A 22,975-nucleotide genomic window follows, 5' to 3' on the forward strand; every position below is an offset into this window, starting at 1 on the left:
GGTTCTATACCGGGACAACACATCGACTGAAGAGGATTTGTCCATGATCATTCCAACCCATTTCGGCCAGGCCGGTCCACTGTGGCGGGCGCAGCTGTGGCACGGCCAAATGTTGCGGGCTTGGGCGTTTGGCCGCCTCGTTCCGCTCGATCTCATGGCCGTTGATCTCCGATTTGCGCTCGCAAGCGTGGTGACACGCTCGCTGAACCATGCCGCGAATGCGCTGGTCCGCCATCTGATGGGCCGCGCCTGGCGCGGGGCCCGCTTCGCAGAAGATATCACGGCTGCTGCCACCATGGTGGCAGCAGCCGGCCGCTAGGTTCCTTCCACTCGTTCGACAGGTTCAGGAGAGCTTGCATGATCACGCTTTACGGCTTTGGCGCCGGCTTCGGCCTGCCGGAAATCAGCCCCTTCGTCACCAAGACCGAGGTGCAGCTCAAGATGGCGGGACTGCCTTATCGGAAAGAGCGGGCGATGCCGCCGGCCTCGCCCAAGGGGCAGCTGCCCTTCATCGACGATGGCGGCGAGGCGGTGGCCGATTCCACCTTCATCCGGGCCCATATCGAGCGCCGCTACGGCTTCGATTTCGATGCCGGCCTCACCTTGGCCGAGCGTGCGCAGGCCTGGGCGTTCGAGCGCATGATCGAGCACCACGTCTATTGGGCGCTGGTGGGCGCGCGCTGGGTCGATCCGGTCAATTTCGCCAAGGGGCCCGCGCATTTCTTCGACGGTGCGCCGGAGCACAATCGCGAGAAGCTGCGCGAGGACGCTCAATTCCGCGTCGCCGAGAACTATCTGCTCTCTGGCCTCGGCCGCCATGCGCCGGATGACGACGTCGATCTTGCCGTGCGTTCGCTGTTCGCGCTGTCGGTGCAGCTCGGCGACAAAGCCTTCCTGATGGGCAACAGGCCCTGCGGCGTCGATGCCACTGCGTTCGGTATGCTCGCCGGCGTCCTCTCACCGTTCTTCGAATCCGCTTTGCGCGAGCGGGCCGAGGGATTTCCGAACCTCACCGCTTATGTCGACCGCATGATGGACGACTATTATCCCGAGTTCGCCTGGACGCCGCTGCGGCAGGCGGCGTAGCCGCGGTGCATCGGCTGACTCGGTGCAACCTCTCCCGCTTGCGGGAGAGGTCGGCGCGAAGCGCCGGGTGAGGGTTTTCTCCTCAAGGGGGTTTTCTCCGTAAGTCTCGGAGGGTCCCAACGCGGAGGCACCCTCTCCCCAACCCTCTCCCGCAAGCGGGAGAGGGGGCGCACCTGCGCCGGTGCCGCAGCTCACGCCATTGACCAAACAAAAGAGCCGGCCCATCGGGCCGGCTCTCGTTGTCTCGAATCTTGGCGACGCCTACTTCACCAGCGTGTACTTGCCGTCCTTCACCGTGAGCAGGATGCGCGAGCGCTCGTCGAGGCCGTAGCGGTCCTTTTCGGTGAAGTTGTAGACGCCCTGGCTCGCCGCCAGCTCCTTCTCCGTCAGCAGCGCCTGGCGGATGGCTTCGCGGAATTCCGGCGTGCCGGGCTTGGCCGTCTTCAACGCCGCCGGAATGACGCGCTTGAGGATCTCGAACGCATCAAAGGAATGGCCGGCGAACTGGCTGCGGCTGTTGGGGCCGTACTTTGCCTCGTAGGCGGAGTTCAGCACGAGGCCCGGCTTCTTGGTCAGCGCGCTGTCCGGCTGTTCCTCGGGGGCCATGACGGGACCCGAGGCCATCAGCACGCCTTCCGCTGCTTTGCCGGCAATGCGGATGAAGTCCATGCTGGCCGCGCCGTGGGTCTGGTAGATCAGGCCCTTGTAGCCGCGCTCGCGCAGCTCGGTCTGCGGCAGCGCCGCCGCGGTGCCGGAGGCGCCGACCAGGATGGCGTCGGGATTGGCGGCGACGAGCTTCAGCACCTGGCCGGTCACCGAAGTGTCGGGACGGGCGAAGCGCTCCTCGTCGACGATGGTCATGCCCATCGGCACGGCCTGCGCCTTCAGGTCGTTGAACCAGAGGTCGCCGTAGGAATCGGAATAGCCGATGTAGCCGAGCGTCTTCACGCCTTTGGACTTCATGTGGTCGTACAGCACCTTGCCGACGATCGGAATCGGCTGCGGCATCGCCACCGACCACTTCATGCGCTCCGGCGTGATCGGGAAGGGCGCCAGACCGAAGTGCGGGATACCGGCCTCGTTGGCGACGTTGGAGACCGCGATGGTCGGCGGCGTCAGCGCCGAGCCCATGATGATGTCGGCCTTGGATTCGGTGACGAAGCGGCGGGCGTTGGTGGTGGCGGTGGTGGGATCGCCGCCGTCGTCGAGCACGATCACCTTCAACGGCACGCCGCCGATCTCCTTCGGCACGAATTCCAGCGCGTTGCGCTCGGGAATGCCGAGTGCCGCACCCGGGCCGGTCGTGGTCGTGGTGATGCCGATGGTGACTTCGCTGGTCTGGGCCAGCGCGGGCAATGCCGGCAGGGCCAGCGCAGCCGCAGTGATGGCAGCGGTCAAATAAAAGCGTTTCATCTATTCCTCCCTTGACGTGTTTATTTGAAAGCAGAAATCGGGGGGTAATTCAGCCCCCTCTTTTGGTGATGCGGCGATTTAGCTCCGGACTTAACTCCCCGTGAACTTGGCTACCATTTCCGCCGGGAATGGTGCGGATTTCAGCTTGTCGTGGTTATCAGGGTCGCGGCCCACCAGGACGCGGGTCTCGAAACCCTCGATCGCGAGCGCCTCGCCCTTGTAGACATTGTGCTTCACCTCGAAGCTCGAGCGCTTGATGCTCTCGATTCTGGTCTCGATGGTGATCCAGTCGCCATAGGTCGAGGGGATGTAGAACTTGGCCCGCGTGTCGACCATCGGGATGCCCACCAGGCCGTATTTGCGGACCAGGTCCTGCTTGGAGAAACCGGCGGCCTCGAACAGGGTCGAGGTCGAATCGTCGAACATCGCGAAATAGCGCGGGTAGTAGACGATGTTTGCGGGGTCGCAATCGCCCCACTGGATCTGGACCTCGCGCCGGTTCACGAACATCTGGCTGGCCTTGCTCGACGAATCTACTTGGGCGCCATGCGCAGCGAACCGTCGAGGCGCACCACTTCGCCGTTCAGGTAGGCATTCTCGACCATGTGCAGCGCGAGCGCGGCGAACTCGTCGGCTTGGCCGAGCCGGCGCGGGAAGGGGATCGCGGCGGCGAGCGAGTCCTGGGCCTCCTGCGGCAGGTTCGCCAGCAGCGGCGTCAGGAACAGGCCGGGGGCGATCGTCAGCACGCGGACGCCGAACTGCGCGAGCTCGCGCGCGATCGGCAGCGTCATGCCGACGATGCCGCCCTTGGAGGCCGAATAGGCGGATTGGCCGATCTGGCCGTCATAGGCGGCAACGGAGGCGGTGTTGATGATGACGCCGCGCTCGCCGGTCGCCTGCGGCTCAAGCTTGGACATTTCGGTGGCGGCGAGGCGCAGCATGTTGAAGGTGCCGATCAGGTTGACCTTGATCACCTTGTCGAAATCGGAAAGCGCCATCGGGCCGTCGCGCCCGACGACGCGCTTGGCGACGCCGATGCCGGCGCAATTGACCAGCACGCGCGCCGGGCCATGGGCCTTGGTCGCCTGCGCGATCGCGGCTTCAGCGGAGGCGGCATCGGAGACGTCGCAGGTGACGGCCACGCCGTTGATCTCCGCGGCGACCGTTTCGGCCAGTTTGGTGTTGAGGTCGCACACCGCGACCTTGGCGCCCTGTGCCGCCAGTTTTCGCGCGGTGGCCGCGCCCAGTCCCGATGCGCCGCCGGTGACGATGGCTGCCTGATCCTTCAACAACATGGCGTTCTCCTTTGGCGATATTTTTCTAGGTGACCGATATCACACGGTTCGACGGATTGGCAGCGTAGAGCTCCTCGATCAGCTCGCCGCGATGCTCCAGCACTGCGCGCTGGTTGATCGAGCCCTTGTCGGTAACTTCGCCCTTGTCGATCGAGAGCGGCGTGTCCATCAGGATCGCGCGCGTGATCCGTGTCGACGAGCCCGTGGCCTGGCTGAGGAAACGGATCAGGCGCTCGCGGAACGCCTCGCGCACCAGGCGGTCGCGCGTCGCGACGACGAGATCGTCGGGCGGCAGCGTCGGGTTGATCAGACGGCAGCCGTCGAGATCGAGCACGACCAGCGCGGAGATCTCGTCGCGGTTGATGCCGGCGATGACGACGTCGCGCACCAGGGGCGCGCAGGCCGCGGTGAGGCGCGCGCGCAGGGGGCCGACGCTGACCCAGGTGCCGCTCGCGAGCTTGAAGTCCTCGCTGACGCGGCCGTCGAAATCGAAGCCGGCGTTGAAATCATCGGGATCGGCGGGCTTGAGCGCATCGCCCATCTTGTAAAATCCTTCCTCGTCGAAGGATTTTGCCGTGATGTCGGGTTGGCGCCAGTAGCCGGGCATCACGTTCGGCCCCTTGGCGCGCACTTCCAGCTTGCCGTTGTTCGGCACCAGCTTGGCGTCGTTGCCGGAGACGGGCAGGCCGACATGGCCGGAGCGGCTGGTGCGCGGATTGACCGACATGAAGAACGGCGCGGTCTCGGTCGCGCCGAGACCGGTCAGCATCGGCACGCGATAGCCCTTCTCCTTCGCCGCGAGCTCATCGAGGCTGTCCCAGACGAACGGCGACAGCGCCGCGCCCGAGAAGAACATCGCATGCAGCCGGTCGAAGAACTTGGCGCGCAAGCCCTGGTCGTCGCGCAGATAGGGCAGCAGCGATTCATAACCCTTGGGCACGTTGAAATAGACCGTCGGTGAAATTTCCCGGAGATTGCGCACGGTCTCCTCGATGCCCCCAGGCACCGGCTTGCCGGCGTCCAGATACATCGAGCCGCCGTTGTAGAGCGTCAGGCCGATATTGTGATTGCCACCGAAGGTGTGATTCCACGGCAGCCAATCGATGATGACCGGCGGCTCGTCCTTCAGGAAAGCGAGCGTCTCGCGCAGCATCACCTGATTGGCGCAGATCATGCGCTGGGTGTTGACGACGGACTTGGGATTGCCGGTCGAGCCCGAGGTCAGCAGGAATTTTGCGATCGTGTCAGGGCCGATCCTGCCGTGAACGTCGTCGAGATCGCCACGGATCGGCGTCGCCATCAGGTCGGCGAGCAGGGTCACGTCGCGGCCCGGCACGTGCCCATAGGACGCGGCGATCTCGGTGCCGAGCGAGACGTTGGCGGCGAGCGCATCGGCGAACTTGTCGGCATCGTCAGCGAAGACGAGGCCCGGCGTCAGCAGCTTCATCAGATAGGACAGCTTGCCGTAATCCTTCGACACCAGCGAATAGGCCGGCGACACCGGGCAGAACGGAACGCCGGCATAGAACGCGCCGAACGCCAGGAGCGCGTGGTCGATCGAATTACCGGAGAGGATGACGACCGGCCGCTCGGCCGACAGGCCGCGCTGGATCAATGCGGAGGCGATGTGGCGGCTCGCGGTGAGCAGCTCGGCATAGGTGATCTTGCGCCAGCCGCGACCGCCTTCGCGCTCGGCCATGAAGACGCGGTCCGGCGTCGTCGTGGCCCAATGATGCAGGCGGTCGGTGATGCGGACCGGATAGTCGCCGAGCGGCTGCTTTGGCCGCAGGTAAATCGTGCCGTCGTCGCGCCGCTCGATGTTGACGACGGGATTGCCGAACGAGATGGGCCGCAGCGGGAAATTGCTCGCGCCGCGCTCCATGCCGGAAGAGGACGGCTGGGCGCTCATGACTTTACGCTCATGATTTGGGCTTCACCTTCGCGGTCTTGTGCTCGAGGAATTCGCGGATCCGCCGCTTGGCCTCCTTGTCGCTCTGCGCGACGGTGGCCATCAGCGACTCCATCAACAGGCCGGTCTGCGGATTGGCCTCTGCGATCATCGGCAGCGCCTGGAGCACGGCGAAATTCGTCAGCGGGGCGTTGGACGCCACCTTGGTCGCAAGCTCCAGCGCTTTGCCGAGCCCGTTGCCGGCCTCCGTCAGATATTGCGCAAAGCCGTAGGACGCGCCCTCGGTCGCGCTGTAGACGCGTCCCGTCAGCATCATGTCCATCATCCGGGCAACGCCGATCAGCCGCGGCAGCCGCACCGAGCCGCCGCCGCCGACGAAAATGCCGCGCTGTCCCTCCGGCAGCGCGAAATAGGTCGAGGGCTCGGCGACCCGAATATGCGCGGCGCAGGCAAGCTCCAGCCCGCCGCCGATCACGGCGCCCCGGAGCGCTGCGATCACGGGCACGCGGCTGTACTGGATGCGGTCGAACACCCGGTGCCACATCTGGGAGTGCAGCAGCCCGCCGGTGGCGTCGTGCTCGGTCAACTCGGAGAGGTCGAGGCCACTGGAGAAATGGTCGCCGATACCGTGGATGACGACCGCGCCGATATCCTCGGGCAGGTTCGCAAAACACTCGCCGATTTCCAGGATGATGCCGTCATTGAGCGCATTGCGCTTGGCCGGCCGGTTCAGACCCACGGTCAGAACCCGGTCCGCCCGCTCGATCCTCAACAGCCCGGAGGGACCCGCATTCGCGGTCTCGGCGTTTCCTTGTGTCATTTGCGTCCTTGTCAGAATAGTTATGTTGTATAACGAATTTTGGGGGAGTCAAGGTGGGGCAAGGCCAGGTGGCCGTGACCCCACCCTCCCGGGAGGCCGAGGCGAGCGCAGGGCTATCGCATTTGAGATTTCCCTGCGGCCATCCTTCGAGACGCCCGCTTGAGGCGGGCTCCTCAGGATGAGGTCGGAGTGCGCGGCAGCAGTTTCAACGGGCACTGACGCCGATTAGCCTCATCCTGAGGAGGCGCGTCAGCGCCGTCTCGAAGGACGAGGCGTGCGCGCAGACCGCCGCCACAAGTCATATGCGATAGCCCTGGGGGCGAGCGAGAGAGCGGTGCAGGCCTACTCTCGCGCCACAAACTTCGCGAACGCATCGGCGTAATCCGGATGCCAGCGCGACAATGGCGGGCGGTTCTCGACGATATCGCCGGCCGCCCAGAGCATGCGCTTCTCGTCGAGCGCGCGCGGCACGTCATTGTCCGGGCAGAGAATGTAGAAGTCGCCGGCCTCCAGCCGAGCCAGCATGAAATCGACCGTCTGCTCCGGCGTCCAGGCGCCGGCCGGCTTCTCGGTGCGTCCCTTTGCGGTCAGGCCGGTGAAGACGAAGCCCGGGATCAGCAGGTGCGCCGTGACGCGACAGTCATTCGTGTTGCGCAACTCGTGCTGGAGCGCCTCGGTGAAGGCCTTCACGCCGGCCTTGGAGACGTTGTAGGCGGGATCGCCGGGCGGCGTGGTGATGCCCTGCTTGGAACCGGTGTTGATGATGAGGCCGCGCCTGCCACGGGCGATCATGTTTGGCGCGAAGATGCGCGAGCCGTTGATGATGCCCCACATGTTGACGGCGATGATGCGTTGCCAATTATCCGGCGCGTCGAACAACGTGCTGCCGGGCTGAATGCCGGCATTGTTCATGAGGACATCGGTGCCGCCGAACCGCGCGTGGACGGCGCGCTCGAGTTCCGTCACGCTCTCGATCTTGCTGACATCGACGGCCGAGGTCATGACGTTTGCGGCCGATGTTACGGATGACAATTTTGTTGCAGCTTCTGCCAAGCGTGTCTCGTCGACGTCAGCGATACATACCTTCATTCCAGCGCGCGCAAATGCCGCGGCGGCGGCAAATCCGATGCCGGCTGCGCCACCCGTGATCACGGCAACATTGTCCTTGACGATGGCGGGATGTGACATCGAGCGTCTCCGTGGAAAGCCTTCAGCCGAGCTATAGCATGGCAGCGATGCGACCCTGCACAAGTCGGCATGGGAGGTCTTCGTTCCGCGCTGCCTTTACGCCTATCAGGCGCGGCTGTATCCTCGGCCGAACGATCCCGCCCAGATCGAACCAATCAATTCAACTGACAGGGAGTGCAGCCATGGCTGTGTCGCAGGCTATTCCGATCACGCGCCATCCGTTCGCCAACGGGTCCTACAAGCAGATGCTGATCGACGGCAAGTGGGTCGATGCAGCCTCGGGCAAGCGCTTCGAGACCCGCAATCCCGCCACCGGCGAGCTGCTCGCAACCGTCGCCGAAGGCGACAAGGAAGACATCGATCGTGCGGTCGCGGCCGCGCGTCGCGCTTTCGAAGGCCCGTGGAGTAAGGTCAAGCCGTTCGAGCGGCAGAACCTGCTCCTGAGGCTCGCCGATCTCGTCGAGAAGAATTTCGACGAATTGTCGCAGCTCGACACGCTCGACATGGGCGCGCCGCTGAGCCGCACCCGTGCCTACCGCCTGCGCGCCGTCGGCATGCTGCGCTATTACGCCGGCCAGACCACCGCGATCCACGGCGAGACCATCGAGAACTCGCTACCCGGCGAGATCTTCTCCTACACGCTGAAGGAGCCGATCGGCGTCGTCGGCGCCATCATTCCCTGGAACGGGCCGCTGACCGCGACGATCTGGAAGATCGGCCCGGCGATCGCGACCGGCTGCACCGTGGTGCTCAAGCCCGCCGAAGAAGCGCCGCTGACCTCGCTGCGCATCGCTGAGCTCGCAATGGAAGCGGGCGTGCCGCCCGGCGTCATCAACGTTGTCCCCGGCTATGGCGAGACCGCGGGGGCGGCGCTCGCCTCGCATCACGACGTCGACAAGGTCGCCTTCACCGGCTCGCATGTCACGGGCCAGTCGATCATCCGTGCGTCCGCCGGCAATCTCAAGCGCGTCTCGCTCGAGCTCGGCGGCAAGTCGCCGGACATCGTGTTCGCCGATGCCGATCTCGACGCCGCCGTGCCCGGCGCGGCGATGGCGGTGTTCGCCAATTCAGGGCAGATCTGCAGCGCCGGAACGCGCCTGTTTGTCGAGCACTCGATCTATGACGAATTCGTCGACCGCGTCGCCGAGTTCGGCAAGAAGCTGCAGGTCGGCAACGGCCTCGATCCCAACGTGCAGATCGGGCCGCTCGTCTCGGAGCAGCAGCTCGAGCGCGTCACCGGCTATCTCGACATCGGCCAGAAGGAGGGCGCGAGGGCGCTTGCCGGCGGCGGCCGTGTCACCGAAGGCGCGCTGTCGAAGGGCTTCTTCGTCTCGCCGACGGTGTTCGCGGGTGTCGAGGACAACATGCGCATCGCGCAGGAGGAGATTTTCGGCCCCGTCATCTCCGCAATCGCGTTCAAGGACATGGACGAGCTGGTCAAACGCGCCAACAACACCACGTTCGGCCTCGGCTCCGGTCTGTGGACGCGCGACGTCAGCAAGGCCCATGCGGTGGCGAAACGCTTGCGTGCCGGCTCGGTGTGGGTCAACTGCTACCAGGCGATGGATCCGGCCGTGCCGTTCGGCGGCTACAAGATGAGCGGCTACGGCCGCGAATCCGGCAAGCAGCACGTCGAGGAATATCTCAACGTGAAGGCCGTCTGGATCAAGACGGCGTAAGGCCGGCTCTCCTTCGCCTCTCCCCGCTTGCGGGGAGAGGCGGAATTCGCGCAACGCGCGGATTCCGGGTGAGGGGGACTCTCCGCGAGTCCACTCTCACCGCGATTGCCGAGGCAGCCCCTCACCCCAACCCTCTCCCCGTAAGAACGGGGAGAGGGAGAACAACCACCGCCTTCAGGCGGTCAGTCTCCCTCACAATCATCTGCATCCTTTCAAAGACATCCGGGGACCACATGAAATTCGAAGCCTTGTTCAAGCCGTTGCAGGTCGGTCCCTACCAGCTCGCGCATCGCGTCGCGATGGCGCCGCTAACGCGCATGCGGGCCGAGCGCGACACTTTCGCGCCGCGGCCACTCAACGCCGAATATTACGGCCAGCGTGCGACGAAGGGCGGCCTGATCATCGCCGAAGCCTCGCCGGTGCTCTCGCACGGCCGCGGCAATCCGGCGACACCCGGCATCTATTCGGAGGCGCAAGTCGCGGGCTGGCGCAAGGTGACGGATGCCGTGCACGCCAAGGGCGGCATCATCTTTCTCCAGCTCTGGCATGTCGGCCGCGTCTCTCATTCCTCCTTCCACGGCGGCGAGCTGCCGGTTTCGGCCTCGGCAATTCCGATCAAGGCCGAAGGCATGAAGGCGATGACGGCCGACGGAAAGATCGCCGACTACGAGACGCCGCGCGCGCTGGAGACTGATGAGGTGAAGGGCATCGTCGAGGCGTTCCGGCAGGGTGCCAAGAATGCGCTCGCCGCCGGCTTCGACGGTGTCGAGATCCACGGCGCCAACGGCTATCTGCTCGAGCAATTCCTGCAATCGCGCAGCAACCAGCGCACCGATCAATATGGCGGCGGAATCGAGAACCGCGCGCGCCTTCTGCTCGAGGTCACTCAGGCTGCGATCGACGTCTGGGGCTCGAACCGTGTCGCTGTGCGGCTGTCGCCCTACGGCATCGCCAATGATTCCGGCGAGCCCGATCCGATGCCGCTCTACACTTACGTGGTGAAGGCGCTCGACAAGCTCGGTCTCGCCTATCTGCATCTCATCGAGCCGCGCTCGAGCGGTGCGGGCCGCGCCGAGGTCAACTGGCAGAACGTGCCATCGGCGATGGTGCTGTTCCGTCCGCTCTACAGCGGCGTGCTGATGACCGCCGGCGGCTTCACCGGGGAGACCGCGAATGCGGCGATCGCCGACGGACATGCGGACATCATCGCCTTCGGCCGCATCTTCATCTCCAATCCTGATCTGCCGCGTCGTCTCGAGCACGGCTACCCGATCACGCCGTACAATCGCGCGACGTTCTACAGCGGCGAGGAGAAGGGGTACACGGATTATCCGGTGTATGACGAGCTGACGCCGGCTTGATCTGTCATTCCGGGGCGCGACGAAGTCGCGAACCCGGAATCCATCGGGCCGCATACCTGGACGTGGGATGGATTCCGGGCTCGATGCTTCGCATCGCCCCGGAATGACGAGCTTGCTTCGCTGCGCTAGCAATGACGACGGAGAGACGTCCATGGCCAAAGCCGCAGCCGCCGCAGGGATCGCCACCGGCCAATGCCTCTGCGGCAAGGTCGCCTTCGAGATCGACGTGCCCGCGCGCTGGGCCTGGCACGATCATTCCGCTGCCAGCCGCCGCGCCCATGGCGCGGCCTACGCCACCTATGTCGGAAGCTGGAAGAAGCGCTTCCGCATCACCTCGGGCAAGACCGCGCTGACCCGCTACGAGGACAAGGCGACGAAGACCGCGCGCAGCTTCTGCTCGCATTGCGGCACGCCGATCATGTACGAGCGCCCGCGCGGGCCGCACATGGTCAACATCTCCCGCGCCCTGTTCAACGAGCGCACCGGCCGCCAGCCGCTCTATCACATCGCCATCGAGGAGCTGCAGGAATGGGCCTATACCGGCGAGCCCCTGGTGCCGCTGAAGGGCTTTCCCGGCGTCGTCTGGCAGCGCTCGAAAAGGAAGAAGCGCGCTGGCGGGGACGACCCGTTCGAACTCGGGCGGGAGGAGATGTAGCGCCTCTCCCGCGCAACGCAGCCATGACCGCGCTTCCTTGCGCCTCTGCCAGCATCTCGGCCATCATGCTTTCGGTCCTTGCGGCAACGGTCCGCTCCTGGAGGAAACATGAAGAACAAGATCACCGGCCGCTCCGCCTTTCTCGCGCTGCTCAAGGACGAGGGCATCACGCATCTGTTCGGCAACCCTGGAACCACCGAACTGCCGATCATGCATGCGCTGAAGGACCATCCCGATCTCACTTATGTGATGGCAATGCAGGAGAGCCTGGTGGTCGCGATCGCCGACGGCTACAGCCGCGCTTCGGGCAAGCTCGTCGCCTGCAACGTTCACGTCGCGCCCGGCCTCGGCAACGCCATGGGCTCGCTCTACAACGCCCAGTTCACGGGCACGCCGATGATCCTGACGGCGGGCCAGCAGGAGCAGGGCCACGGTCTGATGGAGCCGGTGCTCTATGGTCCGCTGGTGCGCATGGCCGAGCCGCTGGTGAAATGGGCGGTCGAGGTGACACGGCTGGAGGACCTGCCGCGCATCGTGCGCCGTGCCGCCAAGGTGGCGATGACGCCGCCAACCGGGCCGGTGTTCATCTCGCTGCCCGGCGACATCCTCAACAGCGAAGCCGGGATCGATCTCGGCCGCTCCACCCGCATCGATGCGCGCACGAAACCGTCGGACGAGGCGCTGAAGGCCTTTGCCGCACGCCTGCTCAAGGCTGAGCGTCCCGTGATCGTCACCATGGACGAGGTGGTCAAGAGCGATGCTTTGACGGAGGCGGCTGAACTGGCCGAGCTGCTCGGCGCTGCGGCCTATCAGTCCTCGACGCCCTACGGCTCGCACTTTCTGTCCGAAAGCCCGAGCTTCGTCGGCACGCTCGCGCGCGTGCAGAAGGTCGCCCGCGATACGCTCGCGCCCTACGATCTGCTGATCGCGCTCGGCGGCGATCCCTTGCGGATGTCGGTCTATAGCGAGGTCGATGCGCTGCCTGAGGGCCTCGGCATCGTGCAGATCGGCCTCGTCGATTGGGAGATCGCCAAGAACTACGGGGCCGAGATCGCGCTGAAGGCGGATCTGAAGGAAACGCTGCGCGCGCTGATCCCGGTACTCAAGGAGATGGGCGGCGCAGCCCTCGCGAGCCGCGCCAAGCAGCGTCTCGCCGAGCTCGCGCCGAAGAACTGGACCGCGCGCCGCGCGGCGCTGGTCGAGCAGATCGGCAAGAGTGCAGGCCGCACACCGATCGATCCGGACTTCCTCGTGCTGCAAATGGTCGAGGCGATGCCTGACAACGCCATCCTGGTCGATGAAGGTCTCACCTCCAGCCGCCAGATCACGGCCCTGTATCCGCATCGCGACCGCTACGGCTATCACGGGCTCGCCTCCGGCGGCATCGGCTGGGGCCTGCCGGCCTCAGTCGGCGCCAGCATTGCCAATCCCGATCGCCCCGTGGTGTGCTTCTCCGGCGATGGCAGCGCGATGTACTCGATCCAGTCACTCTGGACCGCGGCGCATCACAAGCTGCCGCTCAACGTCGTCATCGCCAACAACGGCGGCTATCGCATCATCAAGCAGCGCCTGCTCGCCTTCCACGGCGATGACAATTACGTCGGCATGGATTTCGTCGATCCACCCGTGGATTTCGCCGGCGTCGCCAAGGCACTCGGCTGTGAGGCGATCAAGGTCAGCGATGTTAGCGAACTGAAGGCAACGCTGACGTCAGCGTTCAATCGGCCGGGAACCAAGCTGATCGAGGTGATGGTGGACGGGAAGGTGTAGCCCCGCAGTCGTCCCCGCGAAGGCGGGGACCCATACCGCGTGATCTATCGACTGCGGCTGGTAGGCGTATCGAGCTCCCGAGTCTTCGCCAAACTACTTCCTGTGGTTATGGGTCCCCGCCTTCGCGGGGACGACAGCCTGGCTGTGGCGCGATCTTCCGCCTACCCCTTCTTCCCCACGCGATACTCCGCCGCGGGATGCGGCGCGTCAAGGCGCGCGCGGCCCTCGCCGAACAGTTTTTCCCGCAACGTGCCCTTGGCGTACTCGCTCTTGTACCTCCCGCGCCGCGTCAGCTCGGGCACCAGCATGTCGGCGATATCCTCGAAATCGCCGGGCGAGATCGCGAACGCGACGTTGAGGCCGTCGACATCCGTCGCCTCGAACCATCCTTCGATCTTGTCTGCGACCATCTCGGGCGTGCCGACCACGACCGGGCCGGCGCCGCCGATGCCGACATGCTCGATGACGTCGCGCACGGTCCAGACACGGTCGGGGTCGGCGCGGGTGACGTTGTCCATGGCGCTGCGGCCGGCATCGTTCTGGACGTGGCGCACCTGCTGGTCGAGGTCGTAGCCGGAGAAGTCGACGCCGGTCCATCCCGACATCAGCGCCAGCGCGCCTTCGGGGCTGATGTGGCGGCGGTAGTCGGCGTATTTTTCCTTCGCCTCGGCTTCCGTCCGTCCGAGGATGATCGTCATCATCGAGAACATCAGGATCTCGGCCGGGTTGCGGCCGAGCGCGGCGGCCTCCTGCCGGATCGCGGAGACGCGCGGCGCGATCACCTTGGCCGACGGTCCCGACATGAACACGCACTCGGCATGCTTGGCCGCGAATTGCCGGCCGCGCGGCGAAGTGCCGGCCTGGTACAGCACCGGCGTCCGCTGCGGCGAGGGCTCGCTGAGGTGAATGGTGTTGTTGATGCGGTAGTTCGCGCCCGCATGATTGACGCGATGAACTTTTGCCGGGTCGGTGAAGATGCCGCGCTTGCGGTCGCGCAGCACGGCATCGTCTTCCCAGCTGCCTTCCCAGAGCTTGTAGACGACCTCCATATATTCGTCGGCGATGTCGTAGCGGTCGTCATGGCCGGTCTGCTTGTCCTTGCCGGCACCGCGCGCGGCGCTGTCGAGATAGCCGGTGACGACGTTCCACCCGATCCGCCCCTCGGTGAGGTGATCGAGCGTCGACATCCGCCGTGCGAACGGATAGGGCGGCTCGAACGACAGATTGCTGGTGACGCCGAAGCCGAGATTTTGCGTCACCGCCGCCATCGCCGACAGCAGCAGCAGCGGCTCGTTCGACGGCGTCTGCGCTGCATTGCGCAAGGCTGCGTCAGGGCTGTTGCCATACACGTCATAGACGCCGAGTACGTCGGCCAGGAACAGCCCGTCGAAACGGCCGCGCTCCAGCGTCTTGGCGAGATCGGTCCAGTAGGGCAGGCGGTTATAATCGGCGGTGCGGTCGCGCGGATGGGTCCACAGGCCCGGTGACTGGTGTGCGACGCAATTCATCGCAAAGGCGTTGAGCCTGATCTCTTTGGCCATGCTGGTCCCTCGGCGCCCTGTACTGAGCGCTCTTCGAATGATAGATGTGCGCCCCAACTTGGCGAAGTTCTTGCATATTCTTGGCCCTTGGCAAGGGCCAAGAATAGAAGGCTTGCGCTTGGCAAGGCCAAAGTCAGCGTCGCAGCTGCGCTTGGCAAGTCAGTCTCAAGGAAGCAAGAACGAAAATCCCAAGAGAGCTACAAGAGAACTACAAGAAACCATCCAAGTCCCCGCCACTTTCGAAGGCCAACCCGCCTCAGGTAAGGTCCTTCGTCTCACATCTCGAAAAGCAAGTATGACCAGAGCCGACGCCATCGCCCGCGCCCGTGAGGATTTCAACTCCGGCGCGTTCCTCGCTGAACTCGACCGCCGCGTCGCCTACAAGACCGAGAGCCAGAATCCGCAGCGCGGCCCCGAGCTGCGCGCCTATCTGGAGCAGGAGATGCAGCCGGCTTTCGCCGCGCTCGATTTTTCCAGCCGCATCGTCGAATCCCCGAGCGGCAAGGCGCCGTTCCTGTTCGCCGAGCATCACGAGAGCGCCTCGCTGCCGACCGTGCTGGTCTACGGCCATGGCGATGTCGTCGACGGCATGGAAGGCGAGTGGCGTGATGGCCGGGATCCCTGGCGCACCAATGCTTCCGGGACGCGCCTCTATGGCCGCGGCACCGCCGACAACAAGGGGCAGCACAGCATCAATATGGCCGCGCTGCGTGCGGTGCGCGAGGCGCGCGGCGGTAAGCTCGGCTTCAACGCCAAGTTCATCATCGAGATGGGCGAGGAGATCGGCTCGCCCGATCTCGGCAAGGTCTGCGATCTCCATCGCGACGCGCTCAAGGCCGACCTGTTCATGGCCTCCGACGGGCCGCGCCTCTCGGCCGATCGGCCGACGCTGTTTCTCGGCTGTCGTGGAGGCATCCGCATCCATCTCGACGTGAACTTGCGCGACGGCGGCCACCATTCCGGCAATTGGGGCGGCGTGCTCGCCAACCCCGCGACCATCCTGGTCAACGCGATCTCCACCCTGGTCGACGGCCGCGGCCGTCTCCAGCTCGATGCCTTGAAGCCGCCGCGGCTGACCAACCAGATCCGCTCCTATCTCGCCGACGTCGAGGTGGTGCCGACTGCGGACGAGCCGGCGCTGGCCGAAAATTGGGGCGAGGAGGGTCTATCGGCCGCTGAACGGCTCTACGCCTGGAACACGCTGGAAGTGCTGGCGATGTCCTCAGGCAATATCGAGAAGCCGGCCAACGCGATCCCCGGCCAGGCCAGTGCCGTGCTGCAACTGCGTTTCGTGGTTGGGACCAAGGTTGAAGGGCTGATCGACGCTGTCCGCGCACATCTGGTCGGACGCGGCTTTCCGATGGTCGAGGTGCGCGCGGCGCAGAGTTTTGCTGCATCGCGCACCGATTTCGACAGTCCGTGGATCAAATGGGCGGCGGATTCGGTGCGAGCGACCACCGGCAAGGCGCCGGCCGTCCTGCCGAATTTCGGCGGTTCGCTGCCCAATGACGTGTTCTCCGAGATCCTGGGACTGCCGACGATCTGGGTGCCGCACTCCTATCCCGGCTGCTCCCAGCATGCGCCCAATGAGCACATCCTGCTGCCATTGACCGAAGAGGCCTTGACGGTGATGGCCGGGCTGTTCTGGGATCTCGGAGAGTTGCCAAAGCCACTGACAGGCCCGTTAACCTGAGCCGACGATCCAGCCGAAAGTTACATTCTAATCCGGCCCGATTTGTGCTTGCATCCGGGCCGCATCATCCGAAAGGGGAAGAAAAACGTGAAACATTTCCGTCACATCGGGCTCGCGCTCGCCGCGACCCTCGTCGTCAGCCAAGCCGGGGCCCAGGAGCTGACCGGCACGCTGAAGAACATCAAGGACACCGGTGCCATCACGCTCGGCTTCCGCGATTCCTCGATCCCGTTCTCCTATCTTGACGACAACCAGAAGCCGGTCGGCTTCGCGATGGACATCTGCTACAAGATCGTCGACGCCGTGAAGAAGGAGCTCAAGCTCGACAAGCTCGAGGTCAAGCTCAACCCGGTGACCTCGGCGACCCGTATCCCGCTGATGGCCAACGGCACCATCGACCTCGAATGCGGCTCGACCACCAACAATGCCGAGCGCCAGAAGCAGGTCGCCTTCACCAACACCCACTACCTGACCGCCAGCCGCTATGTCTTCAAGAAGTCGAGCGGCCTGAAGTCGATCGATGACCTCAAGGGCAAGACCGTGGTCTCGACCGCCGGCACCACCAACATCAAGCAGCTCACCGAAGCCAACGCCGCCAAGGGCCTCGGCGCCAACATCATTCCGGCCAAGGATCACGCCGAAGCCTTCTTGATGGTCGAGACCGACCGCGCGGTCGCCTTCGTCATGGACGACATCTTGCTGGCGAGCCTCGTCGCCGGTTCGAAGAACCCAGGCGACTACGTTATCTCCAAGGATGCGTTCTCCAAGCCGGAGCCCTACGGCATCATGCTGCGCAAGGACGATCCTGCGTTCAAGAAGGTCGTCGATGCGGCCACGGCTGCGCTCTACACCTCCGGCGAGGCCGAGAAGATCTACGACAAGTGGTTCACCCAGAAGATCCCGCCGAAGGGCCTGAACCTCAACACGCCGATCTCGGCCGAGCTGAAGAACGAGTTCGCCAAGCCGACGGACTCGCCGAACCCGGACGACTACAAGTAAGATAAAACCTCGATCTTTCGATCGGAATCATGTCCGGCCACTCTTGACACCAGGGTGGCCGGACATTTGCATAGGCGCTCAAGACGTCCAATGACGGGCGCGTTCGCGCGGGGGACACGTGAACTACAACTGGAACTGGGGAATCTTCTTCCAGCCGAATCCGATGGGGACCGGCACCTACCTCGACATGCTGCTGTCGGGGCTGGCGCTGACCCTCAAGACCGCGGCGCTGGCCTGGGTGATCGCGCTGATCACGGGCTCGATCGTCGGCGTCATGCGCACGCTGCCGTCGAAGGGCGCCAATTGGTTCGGCTTCGCCTACGTCGAATTCTTCCGCAACATGCCGCTTCTGGTGCAGCTCTTCCTGTGGTTTTTCGTGCTGCCGGAAATTCTGCCGAGGGCGGCCGGGCTGTGGCTGAAGCAATTGCCGAACGCGCCGTTCTGGACGGCGGCGATCGGGGTCGGCTTCTTCATGTCGGCGCGCGTAGCCGTGCAGCTGCAGGCCGGCATCTCCTCGCTGCCGCGCGGGCAGAAGATGGCGGCGACTGCGCTCGGCCTGACCACCGTGCAGGGCTATCGCTACGTGCTGCTGCCGATGGCCTTCCGCATCATCCTGCCGCCGCTGACGTCTGAATTCCTCAACACCATCAAGAACACCGCCGTCGCCATCACCATCGGCCTGCTCGAGCTGACCGGACAGGCGCGCTCGATGCAGGAATTCTCTTTCCAGGTGTTCGAGGCCTTCACCGCCGCGACCATCCTCTATCTCCTCGTCAACGCCGTCGTCGTGACCGCGATGCGCTTCCTCGAGCGCTGGGTTGCGATCCCCGGCTACATCACGGGGAAATAAGCGATGCTCGGCAATCTCGATTTCGACGTCATCCGCCGCGCGCTGCCGTATCTGTTCTACGAGGGCATGACGTTCACGCTGACGCTGACCTTCCTCGCAGCTCTCGGCGGCCTAGTCTTCGGCACGGCGCTCGCCCTGATGCGCCTGTCCGGATTCAAGATTCTGGGCCGCATCGCCGGCATCTATGTCGACTTCATGCGCTCGCTGCCGCTGGTGCTGGTGATCTTCTGGTTCTACTTCCTGGTGCCCTATATCGGGCAGTGGGTGACAGGCGCCTCGCGTCCGATCAGCGTCGGCGCGTTCACGTCCTCGCTCGTCACTTTCATCATGTTCGAGGCGGCATATTTCTCCGAGATCATGCGCGCCGGCATCCAGTCGATCTCGCGCGGCCAGCCGGCCGCGGCGAGTGCGCTGGGGCTGACCTACGCCCAGAGCATGCGCTACGTCGTGCTGCCGCAGGCCTTCCGCAACATGCTGCCGGTGCTGATAACGCAAACCATCGTGCTGTTCCAGGACACCTCGCTGGTCTACGTCCTGTCGATCACCGACTTCCTGGGCGCGGCGAGCAAGGTGGCGCAGCGTGACGGCCGCCTGGTCGAAATGTATCTGTTCGCCGCCGTGGTCTACTTCACCATCTCCTGTATCGCGTCCTACGGCGTCCGCCGCCTCCAGGCGCGCATCGCCATCATTCGCTAGGGCTCCCCGCTCATGATCGAAATCAGCCACGTCAACAAATGGTACAGCCCCACCTTCCAGGTGCTGACCGACTGCACCACCAATGTCACCAAGGGCGAGGTCGTCGTGGTCTGCGGCCCCTCCGGCTCGGGCAAGTCGACGCTGATCAAATGCGTCAATGCGCTGGAGCCGTTCCAGAGCGGCGACATCCTCGTTGACGGCACCAAGGTCAACGATCCCAAGACCGATCTGCCGAAGCTGCGCTCGCGCGTCGGCATGGTGTTCCAGCATTTCGAGCTGTTTCCGCACCTCAAGATCATCGACAATCTCTGCTTGGCGCAGGAGAAGGTGCTGGGCAGGGGGCATGACAAGGCGCAGGCCAAAGGCATGCAGCTGCTCGAGCGCGTCGGCTTGAAGGAGCAGGCGCAGAAATTCCCGGCGCAGCTCTCCGGCGGCCAGCAGCAGCGCGTCGCCATCGCTCGCGCGCTCGCGATGGATCCGATCGTGATGCTGTTCGACGAGCCGACCTCGGCGCTCGATCCGGAAATGGTCAGCGAGGTGCTCGACGTCATGGTCGATCTCGCCCGCGAGGGCATGACCATGATGGTCGTCACCCACGAGATGGGTTTTGCCCGCAAAGTCGCCAACCGCGTCATCTTCATGGACCGCGGCGAGATCGTCGAGGACGCAGCGAAGGACGATTTCTTCGGCAAACCCCGCAGCGACCGCGCGCAGAAGTTCTTGTCGAAGATTCTGTCGCATTAACCCGTCGTCATCCCGGGGCGCGCGTAGCGCGAGCCCGGGATCCATCAAGCGGGGCAGTACCGCGGTGAGATGGATTCCGGGCTCATTCGCCTTGCGAATGCCCCGGAATGACGGATCGTGGGTTTATCCAGCCCGCCAAATCTCCTATACCGGTGGCCAAATCCCTTCCCTCCCAGGAGACCTGCCTTGGACTCGATCGCCTACGTCAACGGCTCATTCGTCCCGCTCTCGGAAGCCAAGATCTCGGTGCTCGATCGCGGCTTCCTGTTCGCCGACGGCATCTACGAGGTCTCGGCCGTGCTCGACGGCAAGCTGGTCGACAATGCTTCGCATCTGGCGCGGCTGGAGCGGTCCGTCGGCGAGATCAAGTTGAAGCTGCCGGAGACCATCGAGCGCATCACCGAGCTGCAGAAGGAGCTGATCGCGCGCAACAAGCTCGTGAACGGCCTCGTCTATCTCCAGGTGACGCGCGGTGCCGACAAGGGGCGCGACTTCCCGTTCCCCAAGGCTGACGTCAGGTCGAGCCTGGTGATGTTCACGTCGGAGAAGGACATCATCAATGCCGCGGTGGCCAAGACCGGCATCAACGTCATCACGGTGCCCGACATCCGCTGGGAGCGCCGCGACATCAAGAGCGTGGCGCTGCTGGCGCAGGTGCTGGCAAAGCAGGCCGCGGCGGAAGCCGGCGCCGGCGAAGCCTGGATGCTGCAGGATGGCTATGTGACCGAAGGCGGCTCGTCCACGGCATTCATCCTGACCAAGGACGACGTGATCGTCACCCGCCAGAACTCCAACGCGATCCTGCCCGGCTGCACCCGCAAGGCCGTGATCGCGCTTGCCGAGGAGCGCCAGCTCCGCGTCGAGGAGCGTTCCTTCACGGTCGCCGAAGCGCTCGCCGCCAAGGAAGCCTTCATCACCAGCGCATCCTCCTTCGTGCAGCCGGTGGTCGCCATCGACGGCAAGACTATCGGCGACGGCAAGCCCGGCCCGATGGCGACGCGTCTGCGCGAGATCTACGTGGACTTCGCCAAGGCGACGGCGGTGTAAGCGGCATACGTAGCGGTCGTAGGGTGGGCAAAGGCGCGCTTGCGCCGTGCCCACGCCTTCTCCCGTTTTTGCTGAAGAATGGTGGGCACGCTTACGCTTTGCCCACCCTACGAGACCGTCCGTTGCCGTCGGTTTAAGCCACTGACGCCTTCACCTTCACCGGATGCACGGCGCGGAACGCGATCGCGATCCTGTTCCAGGCGTTGATGGCACCGATCAGCATGGTCAGGTTCACCGTCTCCTCTTCGGAGAACTGCGCGCGGACCTGTTCGTAAGTCTCGTCTGGCGCATGCGTCTCTGAGATCAGCGTCACCGCTTCGGTCCAGGCCAGCGCGGCGCGCTCACGGCCGGAATAGAGCGGGGATTCGCGCCAGGCGTTGAGCAGGTAGATGCGCTGCTCGGTCTCGCCGCGCTTGCGGGCGTCCTCGGTGTGCATGTTGATGCAGAAGGCGCAGCCGTTGATCTGCGAGGCCCGGATCTTGACCAGCTCGATCAGCGATTTCTCCAGGCCGGTCGACTGGATCTGCTGCTCAAGCGCCACCAGCGCTTTGATCGTATCGGGCGCGGCCTGGTAGTAGTTCATGCGGGGCTTCATGGTCGTTCTCCTTTTCTTTGGTTGGGTCAGTGGGCTCCGCCGGCCGAGACTTGGCCGGGCCTCTTCAGAAAGAATACGGCGATGAGAGCGACGATCAGCGCCATTCCGAGCAGGTAGAAAGTATCGCTGAAGGCGAAGATATAGGCCTGCTTCTGCACGGTATGGCCGATCGCGACATAGGCGCGATGCGCGGCGTCCGCACGGTCGATAACGCCGTGATTGACGAAATATTGCGTGAGCTGCTCGAGCCGCGTGCGCGTGGCCTCCTCGAACACAGAAACCGACTGCATCAGCACGTTGGAGTGATATTGCTCGCGCTTGGACAGCACGGTTTGCAGCAGCGCGATGCCGACGGCGCCGCCGAGATTGCGCATCATGTTGAACAGGCCGGAGGCCGAGCCCGCATTCTCCGCTTCGATGCCTGCGGTCGCGACCGCCGACAACGGCGCCATCACCAGCGCCTGGCCGATGGCGCGCACGATATTGGGCCACAGCAGCTGGTCGGCGGCATAGTCGTTGGTCATGTTGATGTTCATGAAGTTGGATGCTGCGAACAGAACGAAGCCGACGCCGATGATGATCCGCGCATCGAACTTCTGCATCAGGCGCGGCACCAGCGGGATCAGCACGAGTTGCGGCAGCCCGGTCCAGGCCAGCACCATGCCGATCTGCTCGGCATTGTAGCCCTGAATACGCGCCAGATATTGCGGCAGGATGAACACGGAGCCGTAGAGTGCAATGCCGAGCAGGAAGTTCGCGAGCATGCCGAAGCCGAAATTGCGACGCACGAGCAGACGCAGATTGAGCAGTGGCTTCTTCACCGTGAGCTCGATGATCAGGAATGCAGTCAGCGCAACAGCGGCGATGATCGAGAGCTTGAGGATGAACGGCGAGCCGAACCAGTCGTCCTTGTTGCCTTCCTCCAGCACGGTCTGGAGCGCGGACAGGCCGATCGCCATGGTGATGATGCCGGCCCAGTCGCCCTCGCGAAGCAGCGCCAGCTTCATCGGCTTGGGCTCGAGCGCATACCAGAGCATGCCGACCATGATCGCGCCGGGAACCAGGTTGACGTAGAAGATGTATTGCCAGCCGAAATTCTCGGTGAGATAGCCGCCGATGGTCGGGCCGATCGCCGGCGCGAAAGTCGCCGACAGCGCGAACAGCGCAAGGCCGACCGGCTGCTTGGCGCGCGGCAGCAGCATGATGATCAGCGTGAAGGCCATCGGGATCAGCACGCCGCCGGTGAAGCCTTGGATAGCGCGCAGCACGATCATCTGCGACAGATCCTGCGCCAGTGCGCAGGCCGCGGACAGAACCAGGAACAGGATCGCGTTGGTGAGCAGATAGATGCGGATCGAGAACACCTGCGCGAGCCAGCCCGACAGCGGGATGACCACGATCTCGGCGATCAAATAGGAGGTCGAGATCCAGCCGCCGTCGTCGATGCCGGCGCCGATCGCGCCCTGAATGTCCGCGAGCGAGGCGTTGACGATCTGGATGTTCAGCACCGCCATGAAGGCGCCGAGGGTGGCGCCGATCACCGCAATCCAGGTCTTTGTGGACACCGCCGTGGGCGCAGCAGCGGCGGGGAGATTGGCGGAGGTAGCGTTGAGGGCCGGTTGGAGCGTGCCCAT

The 22,975-nt window shown here is 64.5% G+C and carries 21 protein-coding genes; 12 read left to right on the forward strand and 9 right to left on the reverse strand.

Features of this window, described 5'->3' with window-relative positions:
• Nucleotides 1–43: 43 nt before the first annotated feature.
• Together ACTEK7_RS17420 and ACTEK7_RS17425 are read left to right on the forward strand one after the other, a co-directional pair.
• Nucleotides 44–319, forward strand: a complete 276-nt coding sequence (locus ACTEK7_RS17420) for a hypothetical protein (RefSeq protein WP_225126601.1) — start codon at nucleotides 44–46, stop codon at nucleotides 317–319.
• A gap of 38 nt (nucleotides 320–357) precedes the next feature.
• Entirely contained in the window at nucleotides 358–1,086 is a 729-nt protein-coding gene (locus tag ACTEK7_RS17425) for a glutathione S-transferase family protein (RefSeq protein WP_036021027.1), read from the forward strand.
• Nucleotides 1,087–1,347: 261 nt separating this feature from the next.
• Here the strand turns inward: ACTEK7_RS17425 and ACTEK7_RS17430 are convergent, their stop codons facing one another.
• The 6 genes from ACTEK7_RS17430 to ACTEK7_RS17455 all read right to left on the reverse strand — a co-directional run bounded on the left by ACTEK7_RS17430 (nucleotide 1,348) and on the right by ACTEK7_RS17455 (nucleotide 7,711).
• Nucleotides 1,348–2,499: an ABC transporter substrate-binding protein gene (locus tag ACTEK7_RS17430; protein WP_225146282.1), complete on the reverse strand. Its 1,152-nt coding sequence runs from the start codon at nucleotides 2,497–2,499 to the stop codon at nucleotides 1,348–1,350.
• Nucleotides 2,500–2,589: 90 nt separating this feature from the next.
• The gene (locus ACTEK7_RS17435; protein WP_212260090.1) at nucleotides 2,590–3,009 is read right to left on the reverse strand and encodes an acyl-CoA thioesterase; all 420 of its coding nucleotides are present in this window, start codon (nucleotides 3,007–3,009) and stop codon (nucleotides 2,590–2,592) included.
• A gap of 23 nt (nucleotides 3,010–3,032) precedes the next feature.
• Entirely contained in the window at nucleotides 3,033–3,794 is a 762-nt protein-coding gene (locus ACTEK7_RS17440; protein ID WP_225111547.1) for an SDR family NAD(P)-dependent oxidoreductase, read from the reverse strand.
• A 25-nt stretch (nucleotides 3,795–3,819) separates the two neighbouring features.
• Nucleotides 3,820–5,703, reverse strand: a complete 1,884-nt coding sequence (locus ACTEK7_RS17445) for a feruloyl-CoA synthase (protein ID WP_225146283.1) — start codon at nucleotides 5,701–5,703, stop codon at nucleotides 3,820–3,822.
• Between the two features lie 10 nt (nucleotides 5,704–5,713).
• Nucleotides 5,714–6,523, reverse strand: coding sequence for a crotonase/enoyl-CoA hydratase family protein (locus tag ACTEK7_RS17450; RefSeq protein ID WP_035997250.1), 810 nt, complete (start codon nucleotides 6,521–6,523; stop codon nucleotides 5,714–5,716).
• A gap of 342 nt (nucleotides 6,524–6,865) precedes the next feature.
• Complete coding sequence (locus tag ACTEK7_RS17455; protein ID WP_225146284.1) at nucleotides 6,866–7,711, reverse strand: SDR family NAD(P)-dependent oxidoreductase; 846 nt, start codon at nucleotides 7,709–7,711, stop codon at nucleotides 6,866–6,868.
• A 182-nt stretch (nucleotides 7,712–7,893) separates the two neighbouring features.
• Here ACTEK7_RS17455 and ACTEK7_RS17460 point away from each other — a divergent pair, with 182 nt between their 5' ends.
• The 4 genes from ACTEK7_RS17460 (at nucleotide 7,894) to ACTEK7_RS17475 (ending at nucleotide 13,176) form a co-directional block, all read left to right on the forward strand.
• Nucleotides 7,894–9,390 carry an aldehyde dehydrogenase family protein gene (locus tag ACTEK7_RS17460; RefSeq protein WP_225146285.1) on the forward strand — a complete coding sequence of 499 codons (1,497 nt, stop codon included), beginning with the start codon at nucleotides 7,894–7,896 and terminating at the stop codon, nucleotides 9,388–9,390.
• A 233-nt stretch (nucleotides 9,391–9,623) separates the two neighbouring features.
• Nucleotides 9,624–10,751 (forward strand): alkene reductase, encoded by a 1,128-nt coding sequence (locus tag ACTEK7_RS17465; RefSeq protein ID WP_225146286.1) that lies wholly within the window; start codon nucleotides 9,624–9,626, stop codon nucleotides 10,749–10,751.
• Nucleotides 10,752–10,902: 151 nt separating this feature from the next.
• Nucleotides 10,903–11,406, forward strand: a complete 504-nt coding sequence (locus ACTEK7_RS17470; RefSeq protein WP_225146287.1) for a GFA family protein — start codon at nucleotides 10,903–10,905, stop codon at nucleotides 11,404–11,406.
• A 108-nt stretch (nucleotides 11,407–11,514) separates the two neighbouring features.
• Entirely contained in the window at nucleotides 11,515–13,176 is a 1,662-nt protein-coding gene (locus ACTEK7_RS17475) for a thiamine pyrophosphate-binding protein (protein ID WP_225146288.1), read from the forward strand.
• Between the two features lie 161 nt (nucleotides 13,177–13,337).
• Here the strand turns inward: ACTEK7_RS17475 and ACTEK7_RS17480 are convergent, their stop codons facing one another.
• On the reverse strand, nucleotides 13,338–14,717 hold the full coding sequence (locus ACTEK7_RS17480) for an LLM class flavin-dependent oxidoreductase (RefSeq protein ID WP_225146289.1): 1,380 nt from the start codon (nucleotides 14,715–14,717) through the stop codon (nucleotides 13,338–13,340).
• Between the two features lie 295 nt (nucleotides 14,718–15,012).
• Between ACTEK7_RS17480 and ACTEK7_RS17485 the strand changes: the two genes are divergently transcribed.
• The 6 genes from ACTEK7_RS17485 to ACTEK7_RS17510 all read left to right on the forward strand — a co-directional run bounded on the left by ACTEK7_RS17485 (nucleotide 15,013) and on the right by ACTEK7_RS17510 (nucleotide 20,746).
• Nucleotides 15,013–16,410, forward strand: coding sequence for a M20 family metallopeptidase (locus tag ACTEK7_RS17485; RefSeq protein WP_225146290.1), 1,398 nt, complete (start codon nucleotides 15,013–15,015; stop codon nucleotides 16,408–16,410).
• Between the two features lie 87 nt (nucleotides 16,411–16,497).
• A complete protein-coding gene (locus ACTEK7_RS17490; RefSeq protein WP_225146291.1) occupies nucleotides 16,498–17,409 on the forward strand; it encodes an amino acid ABC transporter substrate-binding protein in 912 nt (303 codons plus the stop codon).
• 118 nt (nucleotides 17,410–17,527) lie between these two features.
• Nucleotides 17,528–18,259, forward strand: coding sequence for an amino acid ABC transporter permease (locus ACTEK7_RS17495; protein WP_035997279.1), 732 nt, complete (start codon nucleotides 17,528–17,530; stop codon nucleotides 18,257–18,259).
• Between the two features lie 3 nt (nucleotides 18,260–18,262).
• Entirely contained in the window at nucleotides 18,263–18,955 is a 693-nt protein-coding gene (locus ACTEK7_RS17500; protein ID WP_035997282.1) for an amino acid ABC transporter permease, read from the forward strand.
• Nucleotides 18,956–18,967: 12 nt separating this feature from the next.
• Entirely contained in the window at nucleotides 18,968–19,699 is a 732-nt protein-coding gene (locus ACTEK7_RS17505) for an amino acid ABC transporter ATP-binding protein (protein ID WP_035997285.1), read from the forward strand.
• Nucleotides 19,700–19,885: 186 nt separating this feature from the next.
• Nucleotides 19,886–20,746, forward strand: coding sequence for a D-amino-acid transaminase (locus tag ACTEK7_RS17510; protein WP_036021055.1), 861 nt, complete (start codon nucleotides 19,886–19,888; stop codon nucleotides 20,744–20,746).
• A gap of 133 nt (nucleotides 20,747–20,879) precedes the next feature.
• On the opposite strand, the gene ACTEK7_RS17515 is transcribed toward ACTEK7_RS17510, so the two are convergent.
• Nucleotides 20,880–21,341, reverse strand: a complete 462-nt coding sequence (locus ACTEK7_RS17515; RefSeq protein ID WP_225146292.1) for a carboxymuconolactone decarboxylase family protein — start codon at nucleotides 21,339–21,341, stop codon at nucleotides 20,880–20,882.
• 26 nt (nucleotides 21,342–21,367) lie between these two features.
• On the reverse strand, nucleotides 21,368–22,975 hold the full coding sequence (locus tag ACTEK7_RS17520) for an MDR family MFS transporter (RefSeq protein ID WP_225146293.1): 1,608 nt from the start codon (nucleotides 22,973–22,975) through the stop codon (nucleotides 21,368–21,370).

It is taken from the genome of Bradyrhizobium sp. JHI2711 (assembly GCF_056156565.1).